General features: G+C 36.8%; 24 protein-coding genes, 2 tRNA genes and 1 rRNA gene. All 27 read left to right on the top strand.

The window, feature by feature from the left end; translation table 11 throughout:
• Positions 1–7 precede the first annotated feature (7 nt).
• On the top strand, positions 8–1,474 hold the full coding sequence (gene mazG, locus C1724_RS17160) for a nucleoside triphosphate pyrophosphohydrolase (protein WP_102347992.1): 1,467 nt from the start codon (positions 8–10) through the stop codon (positions 1,472–1,474).
• Positions 1,475–1,492: 18 nt separating this feature from the next.
• Positions 1,493–1,780 (top strand): RNA-binding S4 domain-containing protein, encoded by a 288-nt coding sequence (locus C1724_RS17155; RefSeq protein WP_102348353.1) that lies wholly within the window; start codon positions 1,493–1,495, stop codon positions 1,778–1,780.
• A 225-nt stretch (positions 1,781–2,005) separates the two neighbouring features.
• Positions 2,006–2,308: a sporulation protein YabP gene (gene yabP / locus C1724_RS17150; RefSeq protein WP_102347991.1), complete on the top strand. Its 303-nt coding sequence runs from the start codon at positions 2,006–2,008 to the stop codon at positions 2,306–2,308.
• Complete coding sequence (yabQ, locus tag C1724_RS17145; RefSeq protein ID WP_102347990.1) at positions 2,305–2,916, top strand: spore cortex biosynthesis protein YabQ; 612 nt, start codon at positions 2,305–2,307, stop codon at positions 2,914–2,916. Before yabP ends, yabQ begins: the two co-directional genes overlap by 4 nt.
• 15 nt (positions 2,917–2,931) lie before the next feature.
• On the top strand, positions 2,932–3,297 hold the full coding sequence (locus tag C1724_RS17140) for an FtsB family cell division protein (protein ID WP_102347989.1): 366 nt from the start codon (positions 2,932–2,934) through the stop codon (positions 3,295–3,297).
• 90 nt (positions 3,298–3,387) lie between these two features.
• Entirely contained in the window at positions 3,388–3,843 is a 456-nt protein-coding gene (locus C1724_RS17135) for a S1 domain-containing RNA-binding protein (RefSeq protein ID WP_102347988.1), read from the top strand.
• An 890-nt stretch (positions 3,844–4,733) separates the two neighbouring features.
• Positions 4,734–4,810: transfer RNA gene (locus C1724_RS17130), tRNA-Met, on the top strand.
• Positions 4,811–4,825: 15 nt separating this feature from the next.
• Positions 4,826–4,897: transfer RNA gene (locus tag C1724_RS17125), tRNA-Glu, on the top strand.
• Between the two features lie 451 nt (positions 4,898–5,348).
• On the top strand, positions 5,349–7,805 hold the full coding sequence (gene spoIIE / locus C1724_RS17120) for a stage II sporulation protein E (RefSeq protein ID WP_102347987.1): 2,457 nt from the start codon (positions 5,349–5,351) through the stop codon (positions 7,803–7,805).
• 113 nt (positions 7,806–7,918) lie between these two features.
• Positions 7,919–8,692, top strand: a complete 774-nt coding sequence (locus C1724_RS17115) for a vWA domain-containing protein (RefSeq protein ID WP_374703470.1) — start codon at positions 7,919–7,921, stop codon at positions 8,690–8,692.
• Complete coding sequence (locus tag C1724_RS17110) at positions 8,661–9,710, top strand: serine/threonine protein kinase (RefSeq protein WP_102347985.1); 1,050 nt, start codon at positions 8,661–8,663, stop codon at positions 9,708–9,710. The genes C1724_RS17115 and C1724_RS17110 overlap by 32 nt, the downstream gene beginning before the upstream one ends.
• Positions 9,711–9,771: 61 nt before the next feature.
• Positions 9,772–11,190 carry a tRNA lysidine(34) synthetase TilS gene (gene tilS / locus C1724_RS17105; RefSeq protein ID WP_102347984.1) on the top strand — a complete coding sequence of 473 codons (1,419 nt, stop codon included), beginning with the start codon at positions 9,772–9,774 and terminating at the stop codon, positions 11,188–11,190.
• A 16-nt stretch (positions 11,191–11,206) separates the two neighbouring features.
• Positions 11,207–11,758 carry a hypoxanthine phosphoribosyltransferase gene (hpt, locus tag C1724_RS17100; protein ID WP_102347983.1) on the top strand — a complete coding sequence of 184 codons (552 nt, stop codon included), beginning with the start codon at positions 11,207–11,209 and terminating at the stop codon, positions 11,756–11,758.
• Between the two features lie 128 nt (positions 11,759–11,886).
• Positions 11,887–13,821 (top strand): ATP-dependent zinc metalloprotease FtsH, encoded by a 1,935-nt coding sequence (gene ftsH, locus C1724_RS17095; RefSeq protein ID WP_102347982.1) that lies wholly within the window; start codon positions 11,887–11,889, stop codon positions 13,819–13,821.
• A 186-nt stretch (positions 13,822–14,007) separates the two neighbouring features.
• Positions 14,008–14,799, top strand: a complete 792-nt coding sequence (locus C1724_RS17090) for a type III pantothenate kinase (RefSeq protein WP_102347981.1) — start codon at positions 14,008–14,010, stop codon at positions 14,797–14,799.
• On the top strand, positions 14,792–15,667 hold the full coding sequence (gene hslO, locus C1724_RS17085; protein ID WP_102347980.1) for an Hsp33 family molecular chaperone HslO: 876 nt from the start codon (positions 14,792–14,794) through the stop codon (positions 15,665–15,667). The genes C1724_RS17090 and hslO overlap by 8 nt, the downstream gene beginning before the upstream one ends.
• A gap of 261 nt (positions 15,668–15,928) precedes the next feature.
• Entirely contained in the window at positions 15,929–16,837 is a 909-nt protein-coding gene (locus C1724_RS17080; RefSeq protein WP_102347979.1) for a peptidyl-prolyl cis-trans isomerase, read from the top strand.
• Between the two features lie 110 nt (positions 16,838–16,947).
• A complete protein-coding gene (gene cysK, locus C1724_RS17075) occupies positions 16,948–17,871 on the top strand; it encodes a cysteine synthase A (protein WP_102347978.1) in 924 nt (307 codons plus the stop codon).
• 186 nt (positions 17,872–18,057) lie between these two features.
• Positions 18,058–19,509, top strand: a complete 1,452-nt coding sequence (locus tag C1724_RS17070) for an anthranilate synthase component I family protein (RefSeq protein WP_102348352.1) — start codon at positions 18,058–18,060, stop codon at positions 19,507–19,509.
• A 39-nt stretch (positions 19,510–19,548) separates the two neighbouring features.
• A complete protein-coding gene (gene pabA / locus C1724_RS17065) occupies positions 19,549–20,139 on the top strand; it encodes an aminodeoxychorismate/anthranilate synthase component II (protein ID WP_102347977.1) in 591 nt (196 codons plus the stop codon).
• Positions 20,124–20,984, top strand: a complete 861-nt coding sequence (pabC, locus tag C1724_RS17060; protein ID WP_102347976.1) for an aminodeoxychorismate lyase — start codon at positions 20,124–20,126, stop codon at positions 20,982–20,984. Before pabA ends, pabC begins: the two co-directional genes overlap by 16 nt.
• Positions 20,985–21,004: 20 nt before the next feature.
• Positions 21,005–21,847, top strand: a complete 843-nt coding sequence (gene folP / locus C1724_RS17055) for a dihydropteroate synthase (protein WP_102348351.1) — start codon at positions 21,005–21,007, stop codon at positions 21,845–21,847.
• Entirely contained in the window at positions 21,840–22,205 is a 366-nt protein-coding gene (gene folB, locus C1724_RS17050; protein WP_102347975.1) for a dihydroneopterin aldolase, read from the top strand. Before folP ends, folB begins: the two co-directional genes overlap by 8 nt.
• Positions 22,206–22,207: 2 nt before the next feature.
• Positions 22,208–22,723 carry a 2-amino-4-hydroxy-6-hydroxymethyldihydropteridine diphosphokinase gene (gene folK, locus C1724_RS17045; protein WP_102348350.1) on the top strand — a complete coding sequence of 172 codons (516 nt, stop codon included), beginning with the start codon at positions 22,208–22,210 and terminating at the stop codon, positions 22,721–22,723.
• Positions 22,724–22,748: 25 nt separating this feature from the next.
• Positions 22,749–23,750, top strand: a complete 1,002-nt coding sequence (dusB, locus tag C1724_RS17040) for a tRNA dihydrouridine synthase DusB (protein ID WP_102348349.1) — start codon at positions 22,749–22,751, stop codon at positions 23,748–23,750.
• A gap of 210 nt (positions 23,751–23,960) precedes the next feature.
• Positions 23,961–25,448 (top strand): lysine--tRNA ligase, encoded by a 1,488-nt coding sequence (gene lysS, locus C1724_RS17035; RefSeq protein WP_102347974.1) that lies wholly within the window; start codon positions 23,961–23,963, stop codon positions 25,446–25,448.
• Positions 25,449–25,961: 513 nt separating this feature from the next.
• Positions 25,962–26,065, top strand: a 16S ribosomal RNA gene (locus C1724_RS17030); the annotation flags it as partial.

The following is a 26,065-nucleotide window of genomic DNA, read 5'->3' as shown; positions in this document are numbered from 1 at the left end:
TTTTACAATGAGTCATTCTATTACAATAATTGGCTTAGGGGCTGGAGACCTTGAACAATTGCCGCTAGGTGTTTACCGTACGTTGAAAAATACAAATACTGGCTTGTATTTGAGAACGAAAGAACATCCTATAGTACCACAGTTAGTGAATGAAGGTGTAGCCTTCGAATCGTTTGATGCTGTGTATGAAAAATTTGAAAACTTTGAGTCCGTATATGAGGAAATTGTTGCTACGCTTTTTAACAAGGCGAAAACAGAGGATGTTACGTACGCAGTTCCCGGTCATCCGATTGTAGCTGAGAGAACAGTAAAATTATTATTGGAAAAAGCAGATGAACAAAATTGTACAGTAACCATCAAAGGCGGCCAAAGCTTTTTAGATGCTATGTTCACGGCTTTGAACGTAGACCCAGTTGAAGGATTTCAATTTTTGGATGGCACTGACCTTCATGATTCAGATTTGCAGTTAAGACAGCATGTTATTATTAGTCAGGTATATGATGCATTCATTGCCTCAGAAGTAAAATTATCGTTAATGGAGCGACTCCCAGATGATTATGAAGTGGTACTTGTTACAGCAGCCGGTACGGATCAGCAAGAAATCAAACGAGTTCCAGTTTATCAATTAGATCATGTCGCACATTTAAGCAACTTAACAAGCGTGTATGTTCCGCCAGTTCAAGATGAATCGATTTTATATCAAGATTTTCAAATGCTAAGAGAAGTAATTGCAACATTAAGGGGGCCAAATGGTTGTCCATGGGATCGTGAACAAACGCATGAGTCTCTGAAGAAATACTTGGTGGAAGAAACATATGAAGTATTGGATGCTATTGATAAGCAGGATGATGAATTAATAGTCGAAGAACTTGGTGATGTTCTCCTTCAGGTTATGCTCCATTCTCAAATTGGTGAAGATGACGGGTATTTCTCCATTCATGATGTAATTCGATCTATTACTGAAAAGATGATTCGTCGACACCCGCATGTTTTTGGAGATACGGACGTTAATTCTGCAGATGAAGTAGTAGTTAATTGGGAAGAAATTAAAAAACAAGAGAAACAAGAGTCTGCTGAAACTTCGATCCTTGATGGGATTCCGAAAGAGTTACCTAGTTTATATCGCGCGTATGAGTTGCAAAAAAAGGCAGCAAAGGTTGGTTTCGACTGGAAAGATGTAGAACCAATGTGGGCTAAAGTGAAGGAAGAGTTAGAAGAATTTCGTGCCGAAATAGATAATGAAGATAAGAATAAGGTTGAACAAGAGTTTGGAGATATTATCTTTGCACTTGTAAATATAGCCCGTTATTATAAAATTGATCCCGAAGAGGGGCTACGCGCTACTAACTTTAAATTTTATAATCGATTTCGCTTTATCGAACAAACTGTGAAACAAAAGGGGAAAGATATGACAAGCTTAACCCTGGATGAGCTAGATGAGATATGGGAAGAGGCTAAGAAAAATCAATTGTAAGGGGGGAAAGTCATGCAGATGAGATTAGATAAATTCCTTAAGGTTTCAAGACTTATAAAACGAAGAACCTTAGCAAAAGAGGTTGCAGACCAAGGGAGAATATCAATAAATGGCATTGCTGCAAAAGCTAGTTCTAACGTAAAGGTTGGCGATGAACTTGTAATAAAGTTCGGTCAAAAACATGTCACTGTAAAAATTGAAAACATCAAGGATACAACAAAAAAAGAAGATGCAGCATCAATGTATACAGTCTTAAAGGAAGAACGTATAGCTAATAATGATATATTTCAAAACGAACCATTCTAATTGTTTAGGATGGTTTCTTTTTTTTATATTGGGAATTAATAAGACCCCTATGTAGAAAAGCCGTAGCTTGTTTAATAATTGAATTTCCTTTTATGCACGATAGCTTGGTCTAAATTAATAGCCCCCAACATATAGTTTTAATAGCAAGTCAACTTAAATAATCAAAAGGGAAAAAAGACTCTTTACAATTGCCATTTATTACATATAAAATAGGAGGGCTAATCTATGGACAAATATTACGATATGGGTAATTCGCCTAAATCAACACCTCAACATGACGTGATCATGAAGGGGAGAAAGGCGCTTGAAATATCTGGCGTTAAACAAGTGGAAAGCTTTGATAATGAGGAATTTCTATTAGAAACAGTAATGGGTTTCTTAGTTATTCGCGGTCAAAATTTACAAATGAAAAACTTAGACGTTGATCAAGGCATTGTAACAATTAGAGGTAGAATAAACGGATTTACTTATTTAGATGATCAGCACGGGGAGAAAGCTAAAGGATTCTTTAGCAAGCTGTTCAAATGAGTCTAACTGTCCAATTCACTACAATGATATCAATGATAATAATGGGTGGATGGATAGGGCTTGCTCTTGATACATATGGCCGCTTCCTCAAGCGGCCTAACCGTGTCTCCTGGTTTGTGTTTGTTAATGATATTTTATTTTGGATTGTACAGGCCTTGTTAGTATTCTATGTTTTATTATATGTAAATGAAGGTGAAATTCGCTTTTATATCTGGTTAGCGATGCTATGTGGGTATGCTGCCTATCAAAGTCTTTTTAAAAGTTTATATTTAAAACTCCTTGAAATATTAATTAAGCTTTCGATTCGCATATATCAATTTTTCTATCGTCTATTAATTTTAATAATAGTAAGACCCATACAAGCACTAATTAAATTGTTAATTGTTATCGGACTTTTTTTAGGAAACGTTGCTATTAAAATATTTCAATTGACATTAAAGCTATTAAACTTGACGATAAAGATTGTAATTACACCATTTAAGTGGATTTTTCAACTAATATGGCGGTTTTTTTCACAAAAAAATAAAATCTTTTTATTAACAAAGGCAGGGATTTTAATAAATATAAAGAATACACTATTAAAATGGTGGAAAAAAATACGTAAGTAAGGGGGCTCTGGTGCGATGGAGACCGCACGTAATCGGAAGATACAAACGATAAATTCTAATTACATAAGTGAACATGAAGATAAACAACATGAGACGAAAAAACAGCGCCGGGGTCTCTATCGTAGATTAATGGTCTTGGGATTGTTAGCGATCATCCTGTCTACATTTATTGTAACAACAACTATTTCTCAAGCTAAGATTATCGAGACAAAAAATGCTGAAAAGCAAGAGCTGGAACAGCAATTTGCAAATCTCCAAAAACAGGAAAAGCTACACAGGGAAGAGATTGTTAAGTTAAATGATCCAGAATACGTTGCGAAGTTAGCTCGAAGTGAATACTTCCTTTCTGAAGAAGGGGAAATCATATTTAAGCTTCCTTAGATAGGTATTCGCCTTATTGACACATAATTTTAAACTTTAGTATAATAGACTAAAATGATTTTTTAATTTTCAAGGAGGAGCAATTTTTTTATGTCAATCGAAGTAGGCAGCAAGTTACAAGGTAAGGTAACAGGAATCACTAATTTCGGAGCGTTTGTGGAGCTGCCAGAAGGCTCAACAGGTCTTGTTCACATCAGTGAAGTTGCTGACAACTATGTTAAGGATATTAACGAGTTTTTAAAAGTTGGCGACGAGGTATTAGTAAAGGTACTGAATGTTGAGAGTGATGGTAAAATTGGTTTATCAATTAAAAAAGCAAAAGAACAAGAACAACCTGAGCGATTCCAGCGCCCGGATCGTGGAGACCGTCCGCAACGTCCGCAGCGTCCCCGTAATTTTAAAGCAGATAAACGTGGTGGAGCGCCAACTGGTGAATCCTTTGAACAAAAAATGTCTCGCTTTTTAAAAGATAGTGAAGATCGACTTGCGTCACTAAAGCGTCACACTGAATCAAAACGCGGTGGCCGTGGAGCAAGAAAAGGTTAATACAATAACTTGCTGCTTATGCTATAAATAGCAGGATATGAAATATGCGCCCCTAGGGGCGCTTTCTTATTTTTAAGTGAGAAAATTTAAACTTCATATTTGTTTGTTTGGCTCAAAGAATTATTTTCGGGAATTGCCTGGGTGGTGAGGGATAAGCTGTGGTTCATATGAAGTTCACAGCCAAATGAATCTATTGCGGCCAAATAAGCCCTTATTTTCACAAAAAGAGCATGAGTCAAAAGTTAGCCGGACATTGAATCCTTTATTAACCAAAAAACAATAGAAAAAGGCTCCTTTTGGTTGCAATAGGGGATCATATGTCCGTGAAACGCCCAAAAGCTTGTGTGAAACGCAAATAACGGAATAGATGTCCGGATGCGTATAATTGCGGACAAATAGGCCCTTATTTTCACAAAAAGAGCTGGTAATAAAAGTTAACCGGACATTGAATCCTCTATTAACCAAAAAACAATAGAAAAAGGCTCCTTTTGATTGCAATAGGGGACCGTATGTCCGTGAAATACCAATTAACCTCTGTGAAACGCAAATAACGGAATAAATGTCCGGATACGTATAATTGCGGACAAATAGGCCTTTATTTTCACAAAAAGAGCTGGTAATAAAAGTTAACCGGACATTGAATCCTCTATTAACCAAAAAACAATAGAAAGTACATCTATATACGTGCAATAGCGGAGCAAAAGTCCGTGAAACCCAAAAATACCTCTGTGAAACGCAAATAACGGAATAGATGTCCGGCTATATTTTTAAACAACATGCTCGCTCTACGGCCGAATCCCTAAGGGTTATTTTTGCATTTAGTTAAAATAGTATTGACAATGTTAACTATATTTTATATATTATTTCTTGTGCATTTTAAATAAATCTATGGCGGTGTAGCTCAGCTGGCTAGAGCGTACGGTTCATACCCGTAAGGTCGGGGGTTCGATCCCCTCCGCCGCTACCAAACTATTAAAATAATGGCCCGTTGGTCAAGCGGTTAAGACACCGCCCTTTCACGGCGGTAACACGGGTTCGAATCCCGTACGGGTCATATATAGTAAAACTATGAAAAGAACCATTGTCATTATGACAATGGTTCTTTTGCTGTCTTCAAGAAAGTTAATGTTCTAAATTTATCATGGGACAAATAACGTGTTTCTATTATCAAAGTCACGAAACTTCATGGTTTCTAAAGACTTTTCAAAAATTGTATAAATTCAACTATTAAAATAGTAAATATGTAAGTTTTTATTCGTCAATTTTATCCATAATATGTTAATAATCTATGTGTAAAACCAGTTGAGAATATGATTTAACTGACGGCAATTCGCATTTTCCTACAAATATTAGGAACAATTGCATACGCTAGCCGAGTTATTTTGACAATCCAGTTAAAAACTCGTCGAACACTTTTATAGTTTCTTTCTGTTGTTTTGACAAAAAGCGAATAATTCTTGTGATTAAATAGAAAGCAACTATTCTAATACAAAGGAGTGTTGGGTATGCAACAAAAAATAGAGAGGGAATTAGCCATTCCTGCACAATCAAACCAATTTTTTGAACGTTTTATTGGACAACTAGCTGCACGGTTGGAGAGTATTTTTGTGAAAAAAGGTTTACTTCTTCTAATGGTAGGCTTTTTACTTGGACGGGCTTTTATTCTAGCGAAAATTGCGCCATTTGCTTTGCCTTATTTTGCAGCGGTTTATTTAATGCGTAAAGAAAAAGCAGGCCAAGCAGCAATTGCTGTCGTCTTAGGGGCGTTATCCACCTCTCTTCCTAGTGCAGGATTTGTATTTGGAACAATCGGAGCGTTCTTTATCTTTAAAATACTATTGTTGAAAATAAGCGTAGACAAACTCAAGATGATCCCGTTGACAGTAATGCTGTCGTGTTTAACGACAAGGTTGTCATTAACTTATGTGTTAAATCATGAGATCACTTATTATGACATGATGATGAGCGGAATAGAAGCAGGCTTAAGTTATATATTAACGTTAATATTCATTCAAAGTGTACCATTGCTTTCTGTTCGTCGTCGCAAGCAAACTTTGAAAAATGAAGAAATTATCTGTCTTATCATTTTATTGGCATCTGTTTTGACAGGGACGATTGGTTGGACGGTATATGATTTATCAGTAGAACATATATTGTCTAGATATTTAGTAGTTATGTTTGCGTTTATTGGTGGTGCTGCTATCGGTTCAACGGTAGGTGTTGTAACAGGCTTAATTTTAAGTCTTGCTAATGTAGCTAGTTTATACCAAATGAGTTTGCTTGCATTTTCGGGCTTATTAGGTGGTTTATTAAAAGATGGTAAAAAGTTTGGTGTTGGGGTGGGATTGTTAATCGGTACCCTTTTAATTGGTTTATATGGCGAGGGTACAAACGATATTTTACCGACGTTTATTGAATCGTGTATTGCGATGTTACTATTTTTCATAACCCCACAAAATGCAATCTCTAAGCTAGCGCGCTATATTCCAGGTACAGAAGAACATGCCCAAGAGCAGCAATTATATTTACGGAAAATTAGAGATGTTACTGCCAAGCGTGTAGAGCAATTTTCCAACCTATTTCAGACTCTATCTAATAGTTTCAATAACCAAAGCTTATTATCAGATGTGGATGAGGATAGTAAAGATATAGACCTCTTCTTAAGCTCCGTTACAGAAAAAACGTGCCAGACGTGTTTTAAGAAAACAAAGTGTTGGGAACAGAACTTTAATACAACCTATGACTATATGGTAGAAATTATGCGTGAAAGTGAACAAAAACCGGATCAACCTAATCGAATTTTACAAAAGGAGTTTGAAAAGCATTGTGTTCGCTCGCCAAAGGTGTGGGATACTATTCAACAGGAGCTTACTTTTTATCATGCGAATCAAAAGTTACGCAAACAAGTAAAGGAGAGCAGGAGACTTGTGGCTGACCAGTTATTGGGTGTTTCGCAAGTCATGGAGGATTTTGCGAAAGAGATACAGCGTGAGCGTGAAAATCATCAGCATCAGGAAGAATTATTAGTGGAAGCGCTGTCAAGTATGGGGATAGAACTCGGTCAAATTGATATATATAACTTAAAGGAAGGGAATGTTGATATAGAAATAAGTATACCGTATTGCAATGGAAGTGGAGAGTGTGAGAAGGTAATTGCCCCAATGTTATCGGATATTTTAGGTGAGACCATTATTGTGAAAAAAGAAGATTGTGCAACATATCCAAATGGCTATTGTCAGGTTTCTTTAGGATCAGCACGAGCCTATGTTGTTGATACCGGAGTTGCTCATGCTGCAAAAGGAGGAATGTTTATATCCGGAGATAGTTATTCTACGATTGAGTTAGGTGCAGGGAAATATGCGATCGCCATAAGCGATGGAATGGGAAATGGTGAACGAGCACATCTTGAAAGCAATGAAACACTAGTGTTACTTCAAAAAATTCTTCAGTCTGGAATCGAGGAAAAGGTAGCTATTAAATCGGTTAATTCGGTGTTATCACTTCGGACAACTGATGAGATTTTTTCCACTTTAGATTTAGCGATGATAGATCTACAGGATGCAAACGTGAAATTTTTAAAAATTGGTTCTTCGCCAAGTTTTATTAAAAGAGGGGATAGTGTAAAAAAGGTAGAATCTAGTAACTTACCAATGGGGATCATCCAAGAGTTTGATGTTGATGTAGTAAGTGATCAGTTAAAATCAGGTGATTTATTAATCATGATGAGTGACGGCGTTTTTGAAGGACCGAAACATGTGGAGAATTATGATGTATGGATGAAGAGAAAGTTAAAGGAAATTAAATCCAACGACCCACAAGAAATTGCCGATATTATTTTAGAAGAAGTTATTAGGACAGGAGGGCAAATAGCTGATGATATGACTGTAATAGTAGCTAAAATCCAACATAATACACCACGGTGGGCGTCTATACCGGTTTACCCACGTAAAAAAGCCCAATAATGCAATAAGGTAATTATTAAATATGTTAGTATAGTCCAGATGTTGTGCCTAAAATTGAATCTCATCACTTTTAGACTAGTATTTACGTATATTTATTTTTTTATTCGTCGAAAATGGATACTAGTAAATTGAGGAGGAGATTAGGTATGAAAAAAGGGACTTTAAAGCAAATATTGCTTATTACTGATGGATGTTCAAATACAGGGGAAGATCCAATTGCAATGGCAGCGCTCGCGAAAGAGCAAGGAATAACTGTTAACGTTATTGGAGTTATGCAAAATGATAATGTAGGTGACGATGGAAGAAACGAGATAGACGGAATTGCAATGAGTGGGGGCGGTATTAGTCAAATCGTATTTTCACAACAGCTTTCTCAAACGGTTCAGATGGTTACAAGAAAAGCGATGACGCAAACACTGCAAGGGGTGGTGAATTCTGAGTTAAAGCAAATATTAGGGAATAGTGGTACGATGGAAGATCTGCCGCCAGAAAAGCGCGGTGAAGTGATGGAAGTTGTCGATGAATTAGGTGAAACAGTAGATTTGGAGGTGCTGATACTCGTTGATACAAGTGCTAGTATGAGAGATAAACTACCGACCGTAAAGGAGGCACTTTTCGATTTATCAATTAGTTTGAATTCAAGGATTGGACAAAATCAGTTCTCTATCTTTGCATTTCCCGGGAAAAGGAAAGATGTTGAAAAAATATTAGATTGGAGACCGAAACTAGATTCTATTTCTAGTGTATTTCCAAAACTAACTTCCGGTGGGATTACTCCAACTGGTCCTGCTCTTAAGGAAGCTATTCAATTCTTCAAATCCAAGAAACAAAGATCATTAAGGAGTATGATCTCACGTGATGAATACATCGAAGAATCCGGAATTTAAAATAGAAGTTGGAACGATTATAAGCGGTAAATGGCATCATCATAGTTATCGTGTGATAAAAGCACTTGGCTATGGTGCGACAGGTTACGTTTACTTAGCTGAAAGTGATCAAGGGTTAGTAGCGCTGAAAATAAGTTCAGATAGTATGGCGATAACATCAGAGGTAAATGTACTAAGACACTTCTCTAAGGTCCAGGGCTGCCTTGGACCTTCTTTGTTAGATGTAGATGATTGGATTAGACCAGGAAATAGTAAAGCGATTCCGTTTTATGTAATGGAGTATTTAAAAGGTACAAACCTTCTTAAATTTATTGAGAATAATGGAGATGAGTGGTTGGGCGTTCTAATGCTACAATTGTTAGCTGACTTAGATCGTCTTCATAACGAGGGATGGGTATTTGGTGATTTAAAGCCTGATAACTTATTGGTAGTGGGTCCGCCATCTAGAATTCGGTGGTTGGATGTCGGGGGTACAACAATCCAAGGAAGATCAATCAAGGAGTACACAGAGTTTTTTGATAGAGGTTATTGGGGTCTTGGTTCGAGAAGAGCGGAGCCATCATATGATTTATTCGCAGTGGCGATGATAATGATTAATGCTGGAGGTTATCCTACACGTTTCTCAAAAAGAAGTGAAACAAGTCAGCATTTACCGCAACTAACAAGAGCTATACAATCTAAGCCTATACTTAAAAGGTTTGAAAAAGTTATTATATCAGCTTTGCAGGGACGCTATAAAACAGCGATAGAGATGCGTGTTGATCTAATTAAGGTAATCGGGTCACAGAACGAGCGTCCGCAACAAGATCGGGTAAATAACCAAACAAATCCTGCAAATCACTACCGCTATCAGCAAAAAACAGCAAGGGTAAATACTGCAACGAACGGTAAAAATCGAGCAAATAATTACCGAGCTGTGAAAAAAAATAGTAAATGGAAAGGATTCATAGAAACAGCCCTTATTGCGGTTTTTTTAATTCTAGCTTACGTTCTTTATTTAGCTGGACAAATATTGTAGACTTTTTGTTAGTATACTAAAAGTAAATGGTGCATAAATATTTCAAGAGGGACGAGTCATAATGAAGCTAGAAAAGGTTGATCATTTTATTAACAGCTACAATTTATTAGAAAAAGGGTCAACAATTATTGTAGGTGTTTCGGGTGGTATTGATTCAATAGCATTGCTCCATTATCTATGGACAAAGCGGGAAATATGGTCACTTAAAATTGTTGTTGCGCATGTAGACCACATGTTTCGTGGCCAACAATCCAAAGATGATTTATTGTTTGTGCAAGACTATTGTAAAAAGTTAAATATTGAGTTTGAAGGGGTGTCCATGGATGTTCCTGAATTTGCAGCTGCTAAGCAAATCAGCTCGCAGGCAGCAGCCAGGGAATGCCGCTACGAGTTCTATAAAACAGTAATTCATAAATATCACGGCCGTTATTTAGCATTAGCGCATCATGGAGATGATCAAATTGAAACGATGCTGATGAGAATGGTAAGAGGAAGTTATGGGCAGGCTGTAGCAGGAATCCCTTTAAAACGACCATTTGAACATGGCATGATTATTCGGCCGTTTTTATGTCTTACTAAAAGTGAAATTGAACAATATGTTGTGCTTTCGAACTTATCTTATCGGGAAGACCCAAGCAATGAAAAGGATGATTATCAAAGAAATCGATTTAGACATCACGTATTGCCGTTTTTAAGGAAAGAAAACCCTAATGTGGCTGAACGCTTTCAAACATTAAGTCAAATGCTTACCGAGGACCATCAATTATTAGAAAGGTTAGCAGAAGAGGAATTAGCAAAGTGCATTATCCATAAAGAGGAAATGGAGATAATTTTTTCAATAAATGTTATAATTAGCTTGCCTATTTCTTTACAAAGAAGGTGTATTCAACTAATATTAAACTATCTCTATAAAGATATTCCTTCTAATGTTACTACAATACATATTAATCAAGTTTTATCTTTACTCGATAATGACCACCCTTCAGGTCAATTAAATTTTCCAAAAGGATTAATTGTAAGACGTTCATATCAACAATGTTCAATGGCATTTGAGAAGAAAATGCAAAACGTGGACTCATATTATTATAATTTATCAATACCTGGGGAAATTTTAGTAAATGGTAAATATTTAATCGAAGCTGAATGGGTGTCCGAAGTTCCGGAAAAAGTAAAAGGAATGGATTACTTCCTTTGTGATAGTAAGGGAATTTCTTTGCCATTACATATACGTACTCGGCGTCAAGGAGACCGCATGACCCTTTCTGGAATGAAAGGGACGAAAAAGATTAAAACTATTTTTATTGATGAAAAAATCCCAAGAGAACTCAGAGACAGCTGGCCGATTGTTGAAGATAGCAATGGATGCATTCTTTGGTTACCACAATTAAAAAAGTCAGCCGATTTTATAGGCCGAAAAGATGTGGTTGATGGAACCGATCATCAATACTTATTATTACAATTTCACTCATACAACGAATAACTCAGGAGGAACAGAAATGAACCAGGATATACAGAAGATATTAATCGCAGAAGATGACATTCAACAAAAGGTAAGAGAGCTTGGTGGCATTTTATCTGAGGAATACAAAGATCAGTTCCCATTAGTAATTGGAGTTTTAAAAGGTGCTATGCCATTTATGAGTGACCTTATAAAACGAATGGATATTCACTTGGAAATGGATTTTATGGATGTTTCCAGCTATGGGGCATCAACCGTTTCATCAGGTGAAGTAAAAATCATTAAAGACCTTAATACACAGGTAGAGGGTCGTGACGTAATTATTGTCGAGGACATAATTGATAGCGGTTTAACATTAAAATATCTTGTTGACCTTTTCCGCTATCGAAAGGCAAAGTCAATTAAGATTGTCACATTATTGGATAAACCAGCAGGTCGTAAGGTTGATCTCTATGCAGACCATATTTGTTTTGAAGTACCTGATGAATTTGTCGTTGGTTATGGGTTGGATTATGCCGAAAGATATCGGAATTTGCCGTATATTGGTGTCCTAAAACCTGTTATTTATGAGGGAAAAGCTGAGGAGTAATTTAATTTATTAATATTCAATGATAAAATTCAACCAAAATTGCAAATACAGATGTAATTTGTTGTGTTTTTTTTACTATATATGGTACCATTTACTATAGTTTGTTTGCCCGTGGGAGGAGGTAAGGAATGAATCGGATCTTCCGTAATACAATTTTTTATTTATTAATTTTCTTAGTCGTAATCGGTGTTGTTAGCTTTTTTAATGGTAATAACCAACAAACCGAAACGCTAACGTATGACCAATTCATGACTCACCTGGAGAATGGAGATATTAAGTCTCTTTCGATTCAGCCAGAACGAAGAGTTTATGAAATAAGAGGTCAGTTAAGCAATTATGAAGAAGGTCAGTTTTTCGTTACATTTGTATTGGAAACTGAAGCCGCATCTGATTTCTTAGAAGTCTTAAGAACAAACGCAGAAGTGGTGATTGAACCAGCAGAGGAAACAAGTGGATGGGTCACATTCTTCACATCTATTATTCCGTTCATCATTATATTTATCTTGTTCTTCTTCTTATTAAACCAAGCGCAAGGCGGCGGAAGTCGTGTAATGAACTTTGGTAAAAGTAAGGCAAGATTATATAGTGAAGAAAAGAAAAAAGTTAAGTTTAAAGATGTAGCTGGAGCAGATGAGGAAAAGCAAGAGCTTGTTGAGGTTGTAGAGTTCTTAAAGGATCCTCGAAAATTTGCAGCATTAGGTGCTCGTATTCCTAAAGGTGTTCTCCTTGTTGGTCCTCCGGGTACTGGTAAAACATTGTTAGCTCGTGCTGTTGCAGGTGAAGCGGGTGTTCCGTTCTTCTCAATTAGTGGTTCGGACTTCGTGGAAATGTTTGTAGGGGTGGGTGCATCCCGTGTTCGTGATTTATTTGAAAATGCAAAAAAGAATGCACCTTGTATTATCTTTATTGATGAAATAGATGCGGTTGGTCGCCAACGTGGGGCTGGTTTAGGTGGGGGTCACGATGAACGTGAACAAACACTAAACCAATTACTAGTTGAAATGGATGGTTTTGGCGCTAATGAAGGTATTATTATTATCGCTGCTACAAACCGCCCAGATATTCTAGATCCTGCTTTACTACGTCCTGGTCGCTTCGACCGTCAAATAACAGTAGATCGCCCGGATGTAAAAGGGCGTGAAGCAGTGTTACACGTTCATGCTAGAAATAAACCACTTGCTGACGATGTAAACTTAAAGACAATTGCGCTTCGAACACCGGGATTTTCTGGTGCTGATCTTGAAAACCTTCTCAATGAAGCGGCCCTAGTAGCTGCCAGATTTGATCGAAAACAAGTTACTTCTGAAGATATCGATGAAGCAATTGATCGTGTTATTGCAGGGCCTGCAAAGAAGAGTAGGGTTATCTCTCAGAAGGAACGAAACATTGTTGCCTACCATGAGGCTGGTCATACAATTATCGGTGTAGTGTTGGATGAAGCAGATATGGTTCATAAAGTAACGATTGTCCCTCGAGGTCAAGCTGGTGGTTACGCAGTTATGTTGCCAAAAGAAGATCGCTATTTTATGACAAAGCCAGAATTGCTTGATAAAATTACAGGTTTATTAGGTGGTCGAGTTGCAGAGGAATTGGTGCTTGGTGAAGTAAGTACAGGTGCGCATAATGACTTCCAAAGAGCAACAAATATTGCTCGAAAGATGGTTACAGAATATGGTATGAGTGATAAATTAGGTCCAATGCAATTTGGCCAGGCATCAGGTGGTCAAGTTTTCCTTGGACGTGACATCAATAGTGAACAAAACTATAGTGATGCAATCGCTCATGATATTGATATGGAAATTCAACGTATCATTAGAGAATGTTATGATAAGGCTAAAAAGATTCTTACCGACTATTCAGAGCAACATCATTTAATTGCCAAAACTCTATTAGAAATTGAAACATTGGATGCTGAACAAATTAAGCATTTGTTCGATCATGGTACACTTCCTAATGGTAAAAGTGAAAAGGTATCCTTGACAAAGGAATCAACTATAGAGTCAAATGATGATGTAAAAGTGAATATTAGCAGTAAGAAGGAAGAAGACGAAACAAAAGAGTAAGATTATATAATAGGATGCCCGTTGTGGCATCCTATTTTTATCAGTTTAAAAAAGCTCCTGTACTTTTATGATGCAAACTAAGTTTGAAAAACAATTTTTATGATATTATAGTGTGGATATTTAACATACATAGGCGTTGGTTTAACATTACAATTCTAAAAAATAAAAGTTTATAGGGTGATAACAATGATCTTTGTTTTTGATGTAGGTAATACAAATACAGTGTTGGGTGTATTTGAAGGTGAAGAGCTTAAATATCATTGGCGAATTGAAACAAGCAGGACTAAAACTGAAGATGAATATGCGATGACGATAAAGTCACTGTTTGAGTATGAGAATATTCATTTCTCGGATATAACGGGCATTATAATTTCGTCTGTAGTACCGCCTATCATGTTTGCACTAGAAAGAATGTGTGAAAAGTACTTTAAAATAAGTCCGCTAATTGTGGGCCCTGGAATAAAGACAGGACTTAATATAAAATACGAAAATCCCCGGGAAGTAGGCGCAGATCGTATTGTGAACGCTGTAGCAGGAATACAATTATATGGAGCACCATTAATCATTGTTGATTTTGGTACAGCGACTACATACTGCTATATTAATGAGGATAAACACTATATGGGGGGAGCTATTGCGCCTGGAATTGGTATTTCCACTGAAGCGTTATATACGAGAGCATCTAAATTGCCCCGTATTGAAATAGCAAGACCCCAAGGGATAATTGGAAAAAATACAGTTCATGCTATGCAGGCTGGTATTTTATATGGTTATGTAGGACAAGTTGAGGGTATTGTAAAAAGGATGAAAGAGGAATCTTCTGTAGAACCTAAAGTTATTGCTACTGGCGGATTGGCTAATTTAATTGCTAGTGAGTCTAATGTAATTGATACTGTTGATTCATTTTTAACTTTAAAGGGGCTATACATAATATTTTTACGTAATCAGTTAAATGAGAGGAGAACAATAGATGTCTGATTATTTAATAAAGGCTTTAGCGTATGATGGTCAAGTAAGGGCGTATGCAATTACTGCTACGGAAATGGTTGGTGAGGGACAAAGACGCCATGATACATGGCCAACTGCATCAGCAGCTTTAGGCCGCTCAATGATGGCAACCACAATGTTAGGGGCAATGTTAAAGGGTGATAATAAGATTACCGTTAAGATTGAAGGTGGAGGTCCGATTGGTTCAATTTTAGTAGATGCGAATGCTAAAGGAGAGGTACGGGGGTATGTATCAAATCCCCATGTTCACTTTGATTTAAATGCACATGGTAAATTGGACGTTGCACGTGCTGTTGGTACAGATGGATTTTTAACAGTGGTGAAAGACCTGGGAATGCGGGATCATTTCACCGGGCAGGTACCAATTGTATCAGGAGAACTAGGTGAGGATTTCACCTATTATTTCGCTACATCTGAGCAAATACCTTCAGCTGTAGGTGTTGGGGTATTGGTGAATCCGGATTCATCCATATTAGCCGCGGGTGGTTTTGTAATTCAATTAATGCCTGGAACTGATGATGAGACTATTGATAAAGTTGAAAAGCAAATCCAAACGATACCACCTATTTCTAGATTGATTCAAGATGGCTTAACACCAGAACAGATTCTTGAAAAGTTGTTAGGGGAAGTTAAGATACTTGAAAAAATGCCAGTTTCGTTTACTTGTCCTTGCTCCCGAGAAAGAATAGAGAATGCTATGATCAGTTTGGGCGCTGATGAAATCAGAGATATGATTGAGGAGGATGGCAAAGCTGAAGCGCAATGCCACTTTTGCAATGAAAAATATCATTTCTCGAAAGAAGAATTGGGAGAGCTCTACGAAAAAACAAAGTTTTAAATCGAAAAGCGAATGCGCCTTGGTCAGCCCCGACAGGCAAATGTTCTTCCGACGAAGAAGTCGAAAGACTTCCGAAGGAGGAAGGATATTTGACCCCGAGGGGCTAGGCGCTGTAGCTGGACAAACCGAACAGCGAAAGTGCCTTAAATATTGCCCACTCCACGGCCTGTCTTGTTATGTGTAGCAAATTTGGCATTTAATATACCTAGTGGGTTCGAGTTTATCTACATATGCTGGTAGAGGAGAAATTGGGGGGATACTTTGAATAAAAATATTTTATGGGGAATAATTTTAATCCTTCTTATAACAAACGGTTTTACTTTAAACGCTATGCAAAAGTATAAGAATTCAGCAATGGAAACTACCGGGTCAAATATTTCCGGAAATCAACATGAAAACCGAATTATTGCAACAGTAGGAGATAAAAAGATTTATTACTCTGATTTAATGAGTCAGCTAGAGAATAATTATGGTATGAATATGCTAAAAAACTTAATTAATCATGAAGTTGTATTTCAATTAGCGGATAAAGAGAACATCACGATTTCAGATCAAGAGATAGAAAGAGAAATGAACTTTTTAAAAGGAATTGCCTCAGATAATTTTGATAATACCCCGACAGTTAATGAAGAGGATTGGAAAAAGGAAATTGAGTATTCGCTTCTACTTGACGAGCTGTTGACAAAGGATGTAGTGATTTCAGAAACTGAGTTGGAAGCCTATTACGAGGAAAATAAGCAGCTTTATAATCTTCCTTCATCTTACCATTTAGCAAAAATTGTAGTTAGCTCTTTAGAGGAGGCTAGCTCGGTAATTAAAGAATTAAATAATGGCTCAGAATTTAACGCACTTGCAATGGAACGTTCAATTGATGTTTTTTCTGCCAGTCAAGGCGGAAACGTAGGCTATGTCTCAGAAAATAGTGATTATGTTCCACCTGAATATATTGAACAAGTAAAAAACATGAACGTTGGAACATGGAGCAGACAACCATTTAAAACCGAGGAAGGTTTTGTGATTTTATTTTTACAGGATGCTGTAGAGGGTAAAAACTACACTTTTTCAGAAGTAAAAGATCAAATACGCCGACAAATGGCTCTCCAACAAACAGAAGGCAATTATTCCCCGGAAAATCTTTGGTCGGAACTTGGGGTAGAAGTATTATATTAACTTTTATGAAAACTAAGTTAAATTAATTGACAATTTGCAGAAAACTTGGTACGTTTTAGATATTAAATCTTTTAAAACCAATAAAAATACTTGGTATTGGAGTGGATGAAATGCGAGTAGTCAATTCAGTAGAGGAATTAATAGGATTTACACCGATTGTTAAGCTAAACCGTTTAACAGATGAGAATAGTGCAGATGTTTATTTAAAGTTAGAATATATGAACCCAGGTAGTTCTGTAAAAGACCGAATTGCGCTTGCGATGATTAATGCAGCTATCGAAAAAGGTGAATTAAAAGAAGGTGACACAATTGTAGAACCAACAAGTGGGAACACAGGGATTGGTTTAGCAATGGTTGCTGCTGCTAAGGGATTAAAAGCTGTATTAGTAATGCCTGATACAATGAGTATGGAACGCCGTAATTTATTACGTGCATATGGAGCAGAATTAGTGCTTACTCCAGGTGCAGAAGGTATGAAAGGGGCAATTGCTAAAGCGGTAGAGCTTGTGAAGGAACACGGCTATTTTATGCCACAACAATTCGAAAATCCAGCTAACCCGGAAGTTCACCGTCAAACAACAGGTAAAGAAATTGTTGAACAAATGGGCGATCAGCTAGATGCCTTCATTTCTGGTATTGGTACTGGTGGTACTATTACTGGTGCAGGAAAAGTGTTAAAGGAAAACTACCCTGGTATTAAAATTTATGCGGTTGAACCTACTGATTCAGCAATATTATCAGGTGGAAAACCAGGCCCTCATAAAATCCAAGGTATTGGAGCAGGATTCGTGCCAGCTATTTTAGATACTGACGTATACCATGAAGTAGTTACTGTAAAAAATGAAGAAGCGTTTGAATATGCACGCCGTGCTGCGCGTGAAGAAGGAATCCTTGGCGGTATTTCTTCAGGTGCTGCTATATTTGCTGCCCTAAAGATTGCTAAAGAGCTAGGAAAAGGTAAGAAAGTATTAGCGGTATTGCCTAGTAACGGAGAACGTTATTTAAGTACTCCATTATATCAATTTGAAGACTAATTTATCTTAAACAGCCCTCTTTGTATAAAGAGGGCTGTTTTTCTGTAATATATACTGAAGAGACATCTTTAGATTGTCTTTTAGCAAGTAACGGGATATCTGTTAAAGAAATTACTTTTGTATTAACCTGAATTTTCATATACTTAACATAAACATCATTAGAGGAGTGACATAGTGAAATTAAGAATGAAAAGCAGGAAATGTCTTGCTAAAAAAATTCCATACAGTATCGAAAAATGGTTTGATATGTATGAAGATGCATCTAGAAAATACCCACACCATGCTCTGTTAGAAAGTGGGCGAGATGGGCGCTATAACATATTAGGCCTTGAGCCTATAGCTGTTATCAAAGGAAAGGATAATGAGGTAATTATCGAGTTTGATGGCAATAAGGAAATACATAAAGGTAAACCTTTAATTATCATGAAGGAGTGGATGAAATACTTCAAAACGGAATTTGTTCCGGAATACCCAGAATTTCAGGGTGGTGCAATAGGTTATATCAGCTACGATTATGTTAGATGTATAGAGGAAATTCCGTCAATAGCAAAAGATGATTTAGAAACCCCTGATTTATACTTCTATGTATACGATGATTTGGTTGTATTTGATCATCACGATAGTTCATTATGGTTAATGACCCATTACATAGATAATCAGCTAGCTGATGCAGAAATAAAATTAAAAGCTTTTGAGCAGTTTTGGATAAATCAAGATGGAACACATCATAAAGAGTATAACGCTAATTTAAATGACTTAAGTAGAAATGATGGACAAAGGGAAGTTTTATTCTCTAAAGATAGATTTATAGAATCAGTAACAAAAATACAAGACTATATAACAGACGGTGATGTATTTCAAGTGAATCTGTCTGTTCGTCAGTCTGAACCATTACTTACATCTGCTTTTGAAATTTATAAAAAACTAAGAGAAATCAACCCTTCTCCATATATGGCTTACATTCAATTTCCTGAGTTTCAAATTGTAAGTGGTTCACCTGAATTGCTTATTAAGAAAAAGGGCAATAAAGTAAGCACTCGTCCAATCGCAGGGACGCGCTCTCGTGGAGCGAATGATGAAGAGGATACAAAATTAGCAGAGGAACTTATTCAAAACGAAAAGGAAAAAGCAGAGCATGTAATGCTTGTTGATCTTGAAAGAAATGATTTAGGACGTGTCTGTAAGTTTGGTACTGTTCAAGTGAATGAGTTTATGGTAATTGAGCGTTATTCACATGTAATGCATATTGTTTCAAATGTAATAGGAGAGGTGGATGAAAGTAAAGGTCCATATGAAATCATTGAAGCAGTATTCCCAGGTGGTACAATTACGGGGGCGCCTAAAGTTCGGACAATGGAAATTATTGAAGAGTTGGAACCTGTGAGAAGAGGATTGTACACTGGATCGATAGGATGGATCAGTTTTAGTGAAGATATGGAGTTAAATATCGCAATTCGAACCATGATTGTTAAAGATCATATGTGTCATGTACAAGCTGGAGCAGGAATAGTAGTTGATTCAAATCCAAAAGCAGAGTACAATGAATCATTAAAGAAGGGAAAAGCATTGTGGAAGGCGAAAGAATTAAGTGAGCAATGTTTTAACCTGGATTTAACTAGGAAAGCATTTTCAAAATAATCTTTTAAAAAAAGAAATAGCTGAGCAGAGGTGAGCGGAATGATTTTAATGATTGATAACTATGATTCATTTACGTTTAATTTAGTACAGTATTTAGGGGAATTAGGTCAAGAGCTAGTTGTGAAAAGAAATGATGAAATAACCATTGCTGAAATTGAGGAGTTAAACCCACAATTTTTAATGATTTCTCCAGGTCCATGCAGTCCAAATGAAGCGGGAATTAGTATGGAAGCCATACGTGCCTTCGCTGGAAAAATTCCAATCTTCGGAGTATGCCTTGGTCATCAATCAATTGCCCAAGTATTTGGAGGAGATGTTGTTCGAGCAGAGCGACTAATGCATGGTAAAACTTCTGAGATGTATCATGACAACAAAACCATTTTTTCCGGTTTAAATAACCCGTTTACAGCAACTAGATATCATTCGTTGATAGTTAAAAAGGAAACATTGCCAGATTGTTTTGAAATTTCAGCATGGACTAAAGAGGATGAAATTATGGCTATAAGGCATAAAGAACTTCCTATTGAAGGTGTACAATTTCATCCCGAGTCGATTATTACGTCTTTTGGTAAAGAGATGCTTCAAAATTTTATTAATTCATATGGAGATAATAAATGTACGTCTATATAAATGGTGAAATAATTGATCAAAATCTAGTGAAAATTTCCCCTTTTGATCATGGTTTTATGTATGGACTTGGTTTATTCGAAACTTTTCGAGTAGATGAAGGGCATCCATTTTTGCTAGAAGACCATATTCATCGCCTGAAAAAAGGCTTAGTAGAGTTAAATATAAAGTGGGATTATGATACGAATAAAATAGTAAGTGTGTTAGACCAGTTGCTTAAGGCAAATGGTCTTTCGCATGCCTACATAAGACTAAATGTTTCGGCAGGAACTGGCGAGGTTGGGCTCCAAACAAGAGCTTACGAGTCTCCTACAACCATCATCTACATAAAGCCCTTAGCTAAAAGTCATATGCTTGAAAAAGAAGCGGTTTTGTTAAGAACTAGAAGAAACACACCGGAAGGCTCCTATAGATTGAAATCCCACCATTATTTAAATAATATCCTTGCCAAACGTGAGATTGGGGACGATTCTTCAAAAGAAGGCCTTTTTTTAAATGAACAGGGCTTTGTATGTGAAGGTATTGTTTCGAATATCTTTTGGATTAAGAATAGAGTAGTTTATACTCCTGATAGCGGAACGGGGTTACTAAATGGAATAACACGCGAATTTGTTCTAACGTTATTACAAAAGCTAAATATTAAATACGAAGTAGGCTATTATGAAAAGGAGACTTTAATTGATTGTGATGAAGCGTTTGTAACAAATTCTATTCAAGAAGTTGTACCTTTAATAGGAATAAACGGACAGGTTCTGCCAGGTGGAAAAGGAAGTATTACAAATAAGGTTTCAGATTTGTATCAGTATTATAAGCAAAAGAAATTATGGTCAAAGGCGGAAGTACTCTAAGAGATTGGATGGATGTACAAATGAAATCCTTACACGTACGTTGTGGAAATCAAATGCTGGATATGAACGAAAAAACGTGGATCATGGGAATTCTTAATGTTACCCCGGATTCTTTTTCAGACGGAGGAAGGTATACAAATATAGAAACAGCTGTACGCCATGCCGAAAGTATGATTTCAAATGGTGCAGACATAATTGATTTAGGTGGTGAATCAACAAGGCCGGGTTACGAGAAAATATCGGATGAAGAAGAGTTAGCTCGTGTTTTACCAGTAATCGAAGCCCTGCAATCTAAAAAAGTTAATAAGCCAATATCAATTGATACATATAAATCAGAGGTAGCCCGTCAATCTATAGAGGCAGGTGCACATATAATTAATGATATATGGGGAGCTAAGGCCGATCCTAAAATAGCATCTGTAGCGGCACACCTTGATGTACCTATCATTCTAATGCACAATCGGGATAACACAAATTATCAAAATCTGATGAAGGACATACAATCTGATTTACTAGAAAGTATACAGATAGCAAAAAGTGCCGGTGTAAAAGATGAAAACATTATCCTTGACCCAGGTATAGGGTTCGGTAAAACATTTGAGCAAAACCTAGAAGTTATGCGCAATTTAAATAAACTGGTTGAATTGGGATACCCAGTGCTTTTAGCTACTTCGAGAAAATCTATGATTGGCCAAGCATTAGATTTACCGCCAGAGGAACGCATGGAAGGCACTGGAGCAACTGTTTGCTTAGGCATTGAAAGAGGCTGTCATATGGTCCGAGTTCATGATGTAAAAGAAATGACAAGAATGGCCCGAATGATGGATGCTATGTTAGGAAAAAGAGTGGTAAAGCATGGATAAAATTTATTTAAATAAGATGACTTTCTATGGTTATCATGGTGCATTTCAGGAAGAAAATAAATTAGGACAACGCTTTATCGTTGATATAGTTTTAGAGCTTGATCTTGCAAAGGCAGGTCAAACAGATGATTTATCCGAGACAGTAAATTATGCAGAGGTGTACTCTACAATTAGAGATATAGTGGAGGGTAAGCCTGTTAAGCTAATTGAAACAGTAGCTGAGAAAGTAGCGACTGCATTATTACAACAGTTTGAAACGATTTTGTTCTGCACGGTTACTATTATTAAACCAGACCCTCCAATTCCCGGTTATTACGAATCTGTTGCGGTAGAAATTAAAAGAGGTAGAGTAGTATGAATATGAAGAACGAAGTTTACGTTGCGCTCGGTACAAATCAAGGTGATCGGCTCGACTATATAAAGAGTGCTATTAAATTACTGGATAAAAATCCAGGTGTTATCGTAGTAGCTTACTCTTCAATTTATGAAACGGAACCAGTGGGATTCACGGATCAACCTAATTTTCTTAATATGGTCCTTTGTTTGAATACAACATTAAATCCTTATGAATTGATAGAAGTTACCCAGGAAATAGAAAATGCTCTTGGTCGAAAAAGAGAGCAGCGATGGGGTCCGCGTACAATAGATCTTGACATTTTGCTCTTTAATGATGAAAATATAGAGTCGGAGCAGTTAATTGTTCCACACCCAAGAATGTTTGAAAGAGCGTTTGTTATCATTCCTTTGTTAGAGATAAACGAGGGACTTATCGATAAATATCATATAGATACTCGAGATTTACCGGATAAAGAGGGAATAGCTGTCTTTCAACCAAAAGAGAAGGTAGCTTTTACAGTTGTTGAAAAAACGTTATAATATCATTAGTAAAGAGGTGAATCTAGTGCTAAAAATCGGCGATATAACAATGAAAAACCCTGTTGTCCTAGCGCCTATGGCTGGAGTTTGTAACTCTGCTTTTCGTCTTACAGTTAAAGAGTTTGGTGCAGGGTTAGTGTGTGCCGAAATGGTAAGTGACAAAGCAATCCTCCATAAAAATGAGAAAACGTTAAATATGTTATATATGGATGAACGAGAGAAACCATTAAGCTTGCAAATCTTTGGCGGTGAGAAAGAAACATTAGTAAATGCTGCTAAGTTTGTAGAGCAAAATACAAACGCGGATATCATTGATATAAATATGGGATGCCCTGTACCTAAAATAACGAAGGCTGATGCAGGTGCAAAGTGGCTGCTTGATCCAAATAAAATTTACGAAATGGTAGCTTCTGTAGTTGATGCGGTGGATTTACCTGTAACAGTAAAAATGCGTATGGGTTGGGATGAAGACCATATTTATGCGATTGAAAATGCCCAAGCAGTTGAGCGGGCTGGAGGGAAAGCTGTTTCATTACACGGTAGAACGCGTGTTCAAATGTATGAAGGGCATGCTAACTGGGATATTATTAAGCAAGTAAAGGAATCTGTTAATATACCTATTATTGGTAATGGTGATGTTCAAACGCCTGAAGATGCAAAGCGGATGTTAGAGTTAACAGGTTGTGATGGAGTAATGATAGGCCGTGCTGCATTAGGAAATCCTTGGGTAATTTACCGTACTGTTAAATATCTAGAAACTGGCGAGTTAATGGGTGAACCTACACCGAAAGAGAAAATTGACGTGTGTCTTCTGCATGCTGATCGCTTAATTGAATTAAAAGGCGAAAAAGTAGCTATAATGGAGATGAGAAAACATGCAGCTTGGTATTTAAAAGGAATTCGTGGAAATGCGAAGGTTCGTAACTCCATAAATGAGTGTAATACAAGAGCTGATCTTATATCCTTATTGGAGCAATACGTATCATTTTTAGAACAAGACGAAATAATAGACTTGAAGGTTGTATAAATTTATTTGACAACATTGTAGCTGTCCCATATAATACCCGTGAGATAATTTTCAATACTGCCAGTTTCGACTGGCAGTTTTTTGTTAAAATAAAGTAGACTAAAATAATACATAATGTTTTGTGTTTTAACAGTATCCATGCGTTCAGAGGTAGCAATTTTAGAGTGTTAGTTTTTTAATATTGAAAAATTTAGTTTGGAGTTGATTTAAGTGAGTCATGAAGAGTTAAATGATCTATTGAAGGTAAGAAGGGAAAAGCTGTCCCAGTTAAAGGAAAAAGGGATTGACCCATTTGGAAAACGTTTTGATAGAAGTCACTCTACACAGGATTTAGTAAACCAATATGGTGAACTAACTAAAGAAGAGTTAGACGAAAAGGCAAGTGTTGCAACAATTGCTGGTCGTATTATGACAAAGCGCGGTAAAGGTAAAGCTGGTTTCGCACATATTCAAGATTTACATGGACAAATACAAATATATGTTCGTCAAGATGCAGTTGGGGATGAGCAATACGATATTTTTGATAAAGCAGATCTTGGTGATATTATTGCGGTTACGGGACAAGTATTTAAAACTAAGGTTGGAGAATTATCTATTAAGGTGACTGAGTTTACCTTTCTAACAAAATCTCTTCGTCCGCTGCCAGAAAAATTTCATGGTTTGAAAGATGTTGAACAACGCTATCGTCAACGTTACCTAGATTTAATTATGAATTTAGATAGCCGTGATACGTTCATAGCACGTAGTAAGATATTACAATCTATGCGACGTTATTTAGATGATCGTGGTTATTTAGAAGTAGAAACACCTATGATGCACTCTATAGCGGGTGGGGCAGCAGCTAAACCGTTTATTACTCACCATAATGCTTTAGATATGGAGCTATATATGCGTATAGCTATTGAACTACACCTTAAGAGGTTAATTGTAGGCGGCTTGGAGAAGGTTTATGAAATAGGTCGTGTTTTCAGAAATGAAGGTGTATCAACACGTCATAATCCCGAATTCACTATGATAGAGTTATATGAGGCGTATGCTGATTATCGTGATATTATGAATTTAACTGAAAATCTAGTTGCACATATCGCGAAAGATGTATTAGGTACTACAACTGTTAACTATGGCGATCATGAAGTGAATCTTGAACCAGAATGGACTCGTCTACATATGGTAGATGCAATAAAGCAATATGTGGGTGTTGATTTCTGGAGACAGATGACAGATGAGGAAGCGCGCCAACTGGCTAAAGAGCACAATGTTGAAATTACCGAAACTATGACATTCGGTCATGTTGTTAATGAATTCTTTGAGCAGAAAATTGAGGAAAAGTTAATTCAACCGACGTTTATTTATGGGCATCCTCTTGAAATATCACCGTTAGCAAAGAAAAATGAAGAGGATCCACGCTTTACCGACCGATTCGAATTGTTTATTGTAGGTAGAGAACATGCCAATGCATTTACTGAATTAAACGACCCAATCGATCAAAAGCAAAGATTTGAAGCGCAACTACTAGAAAGAGCGCAAGGTAATGATGAGGCGCATATGATGGATGATGATTTTGTAGAGGCGCTAGAATATGGTATGCCGCCAACAGGGGGTCTTGGAATAGGAATAGATCGTCTAGTAATGTTGTTAACGAATTCTCCTTCTATTCGTGATGTTTTATTATTCCCGCTAATGCGCCACAGAGATTAATATTTCTTTGAAATTCTATAGGGGCCTACTATTTTTTGGAGTAACATTTAGAAAAAAGTGTTTTTGGAATTCTGAATGTACTGCCAAGGATAGCGGTCCCTTATTTTATGCATAACATTCCAAACAATAGTTAATATTATCAAAGGTGGAGTTTCGTTATATGATTCATAGGAAGTGCTTACGGTATTAAAGTGCTATAATTAATAAAATATCTTTAAAAAGAACTTGATCTTCTCATCAATAATTGGTATATTAGAATTCGTCGTCAAGAGATATACTCTTATGAAAAATAAGTGTTGACGGAAAAAGTTAAACGTGATAATATATAAAAGTTGCTGTTAAAGAGATTGACTGCAACGAAAAAATAAGTTATTGACAGCGGTCGTGAGTTATGTTAAAATAACTTTTGTCGCTAAAAATGTTCTTTGAAAACTAAACAAAATGTCAAGCGTGCAAAACAAGTTGAACTACGTTCAACAACCAAGTCAGTTTTAAGTTTGAGCAATCAAACCCTTTTCGGAGAGTTTGATCCTGGCTCAGGACGAACGCTGGCGGCGTGCCTAATACATGCAAGTCGAGCGGATGACGAGGAGCTTGCTCCTCTGATTCAGCGGCGG

Source organism: Bacillus sp. Marseille-P3661 (assembly GCF_900240995.1).
Lineage (GTDB): Bacteria > Bacillota > Bacilli > Bacillales > Bacillaceae_J > OESV01.
The sequence above is the reverse complement of the archived record's forward strand: the minus strand, read 5'-3'. Positions and strand labels throughout refer to the sequence as shown.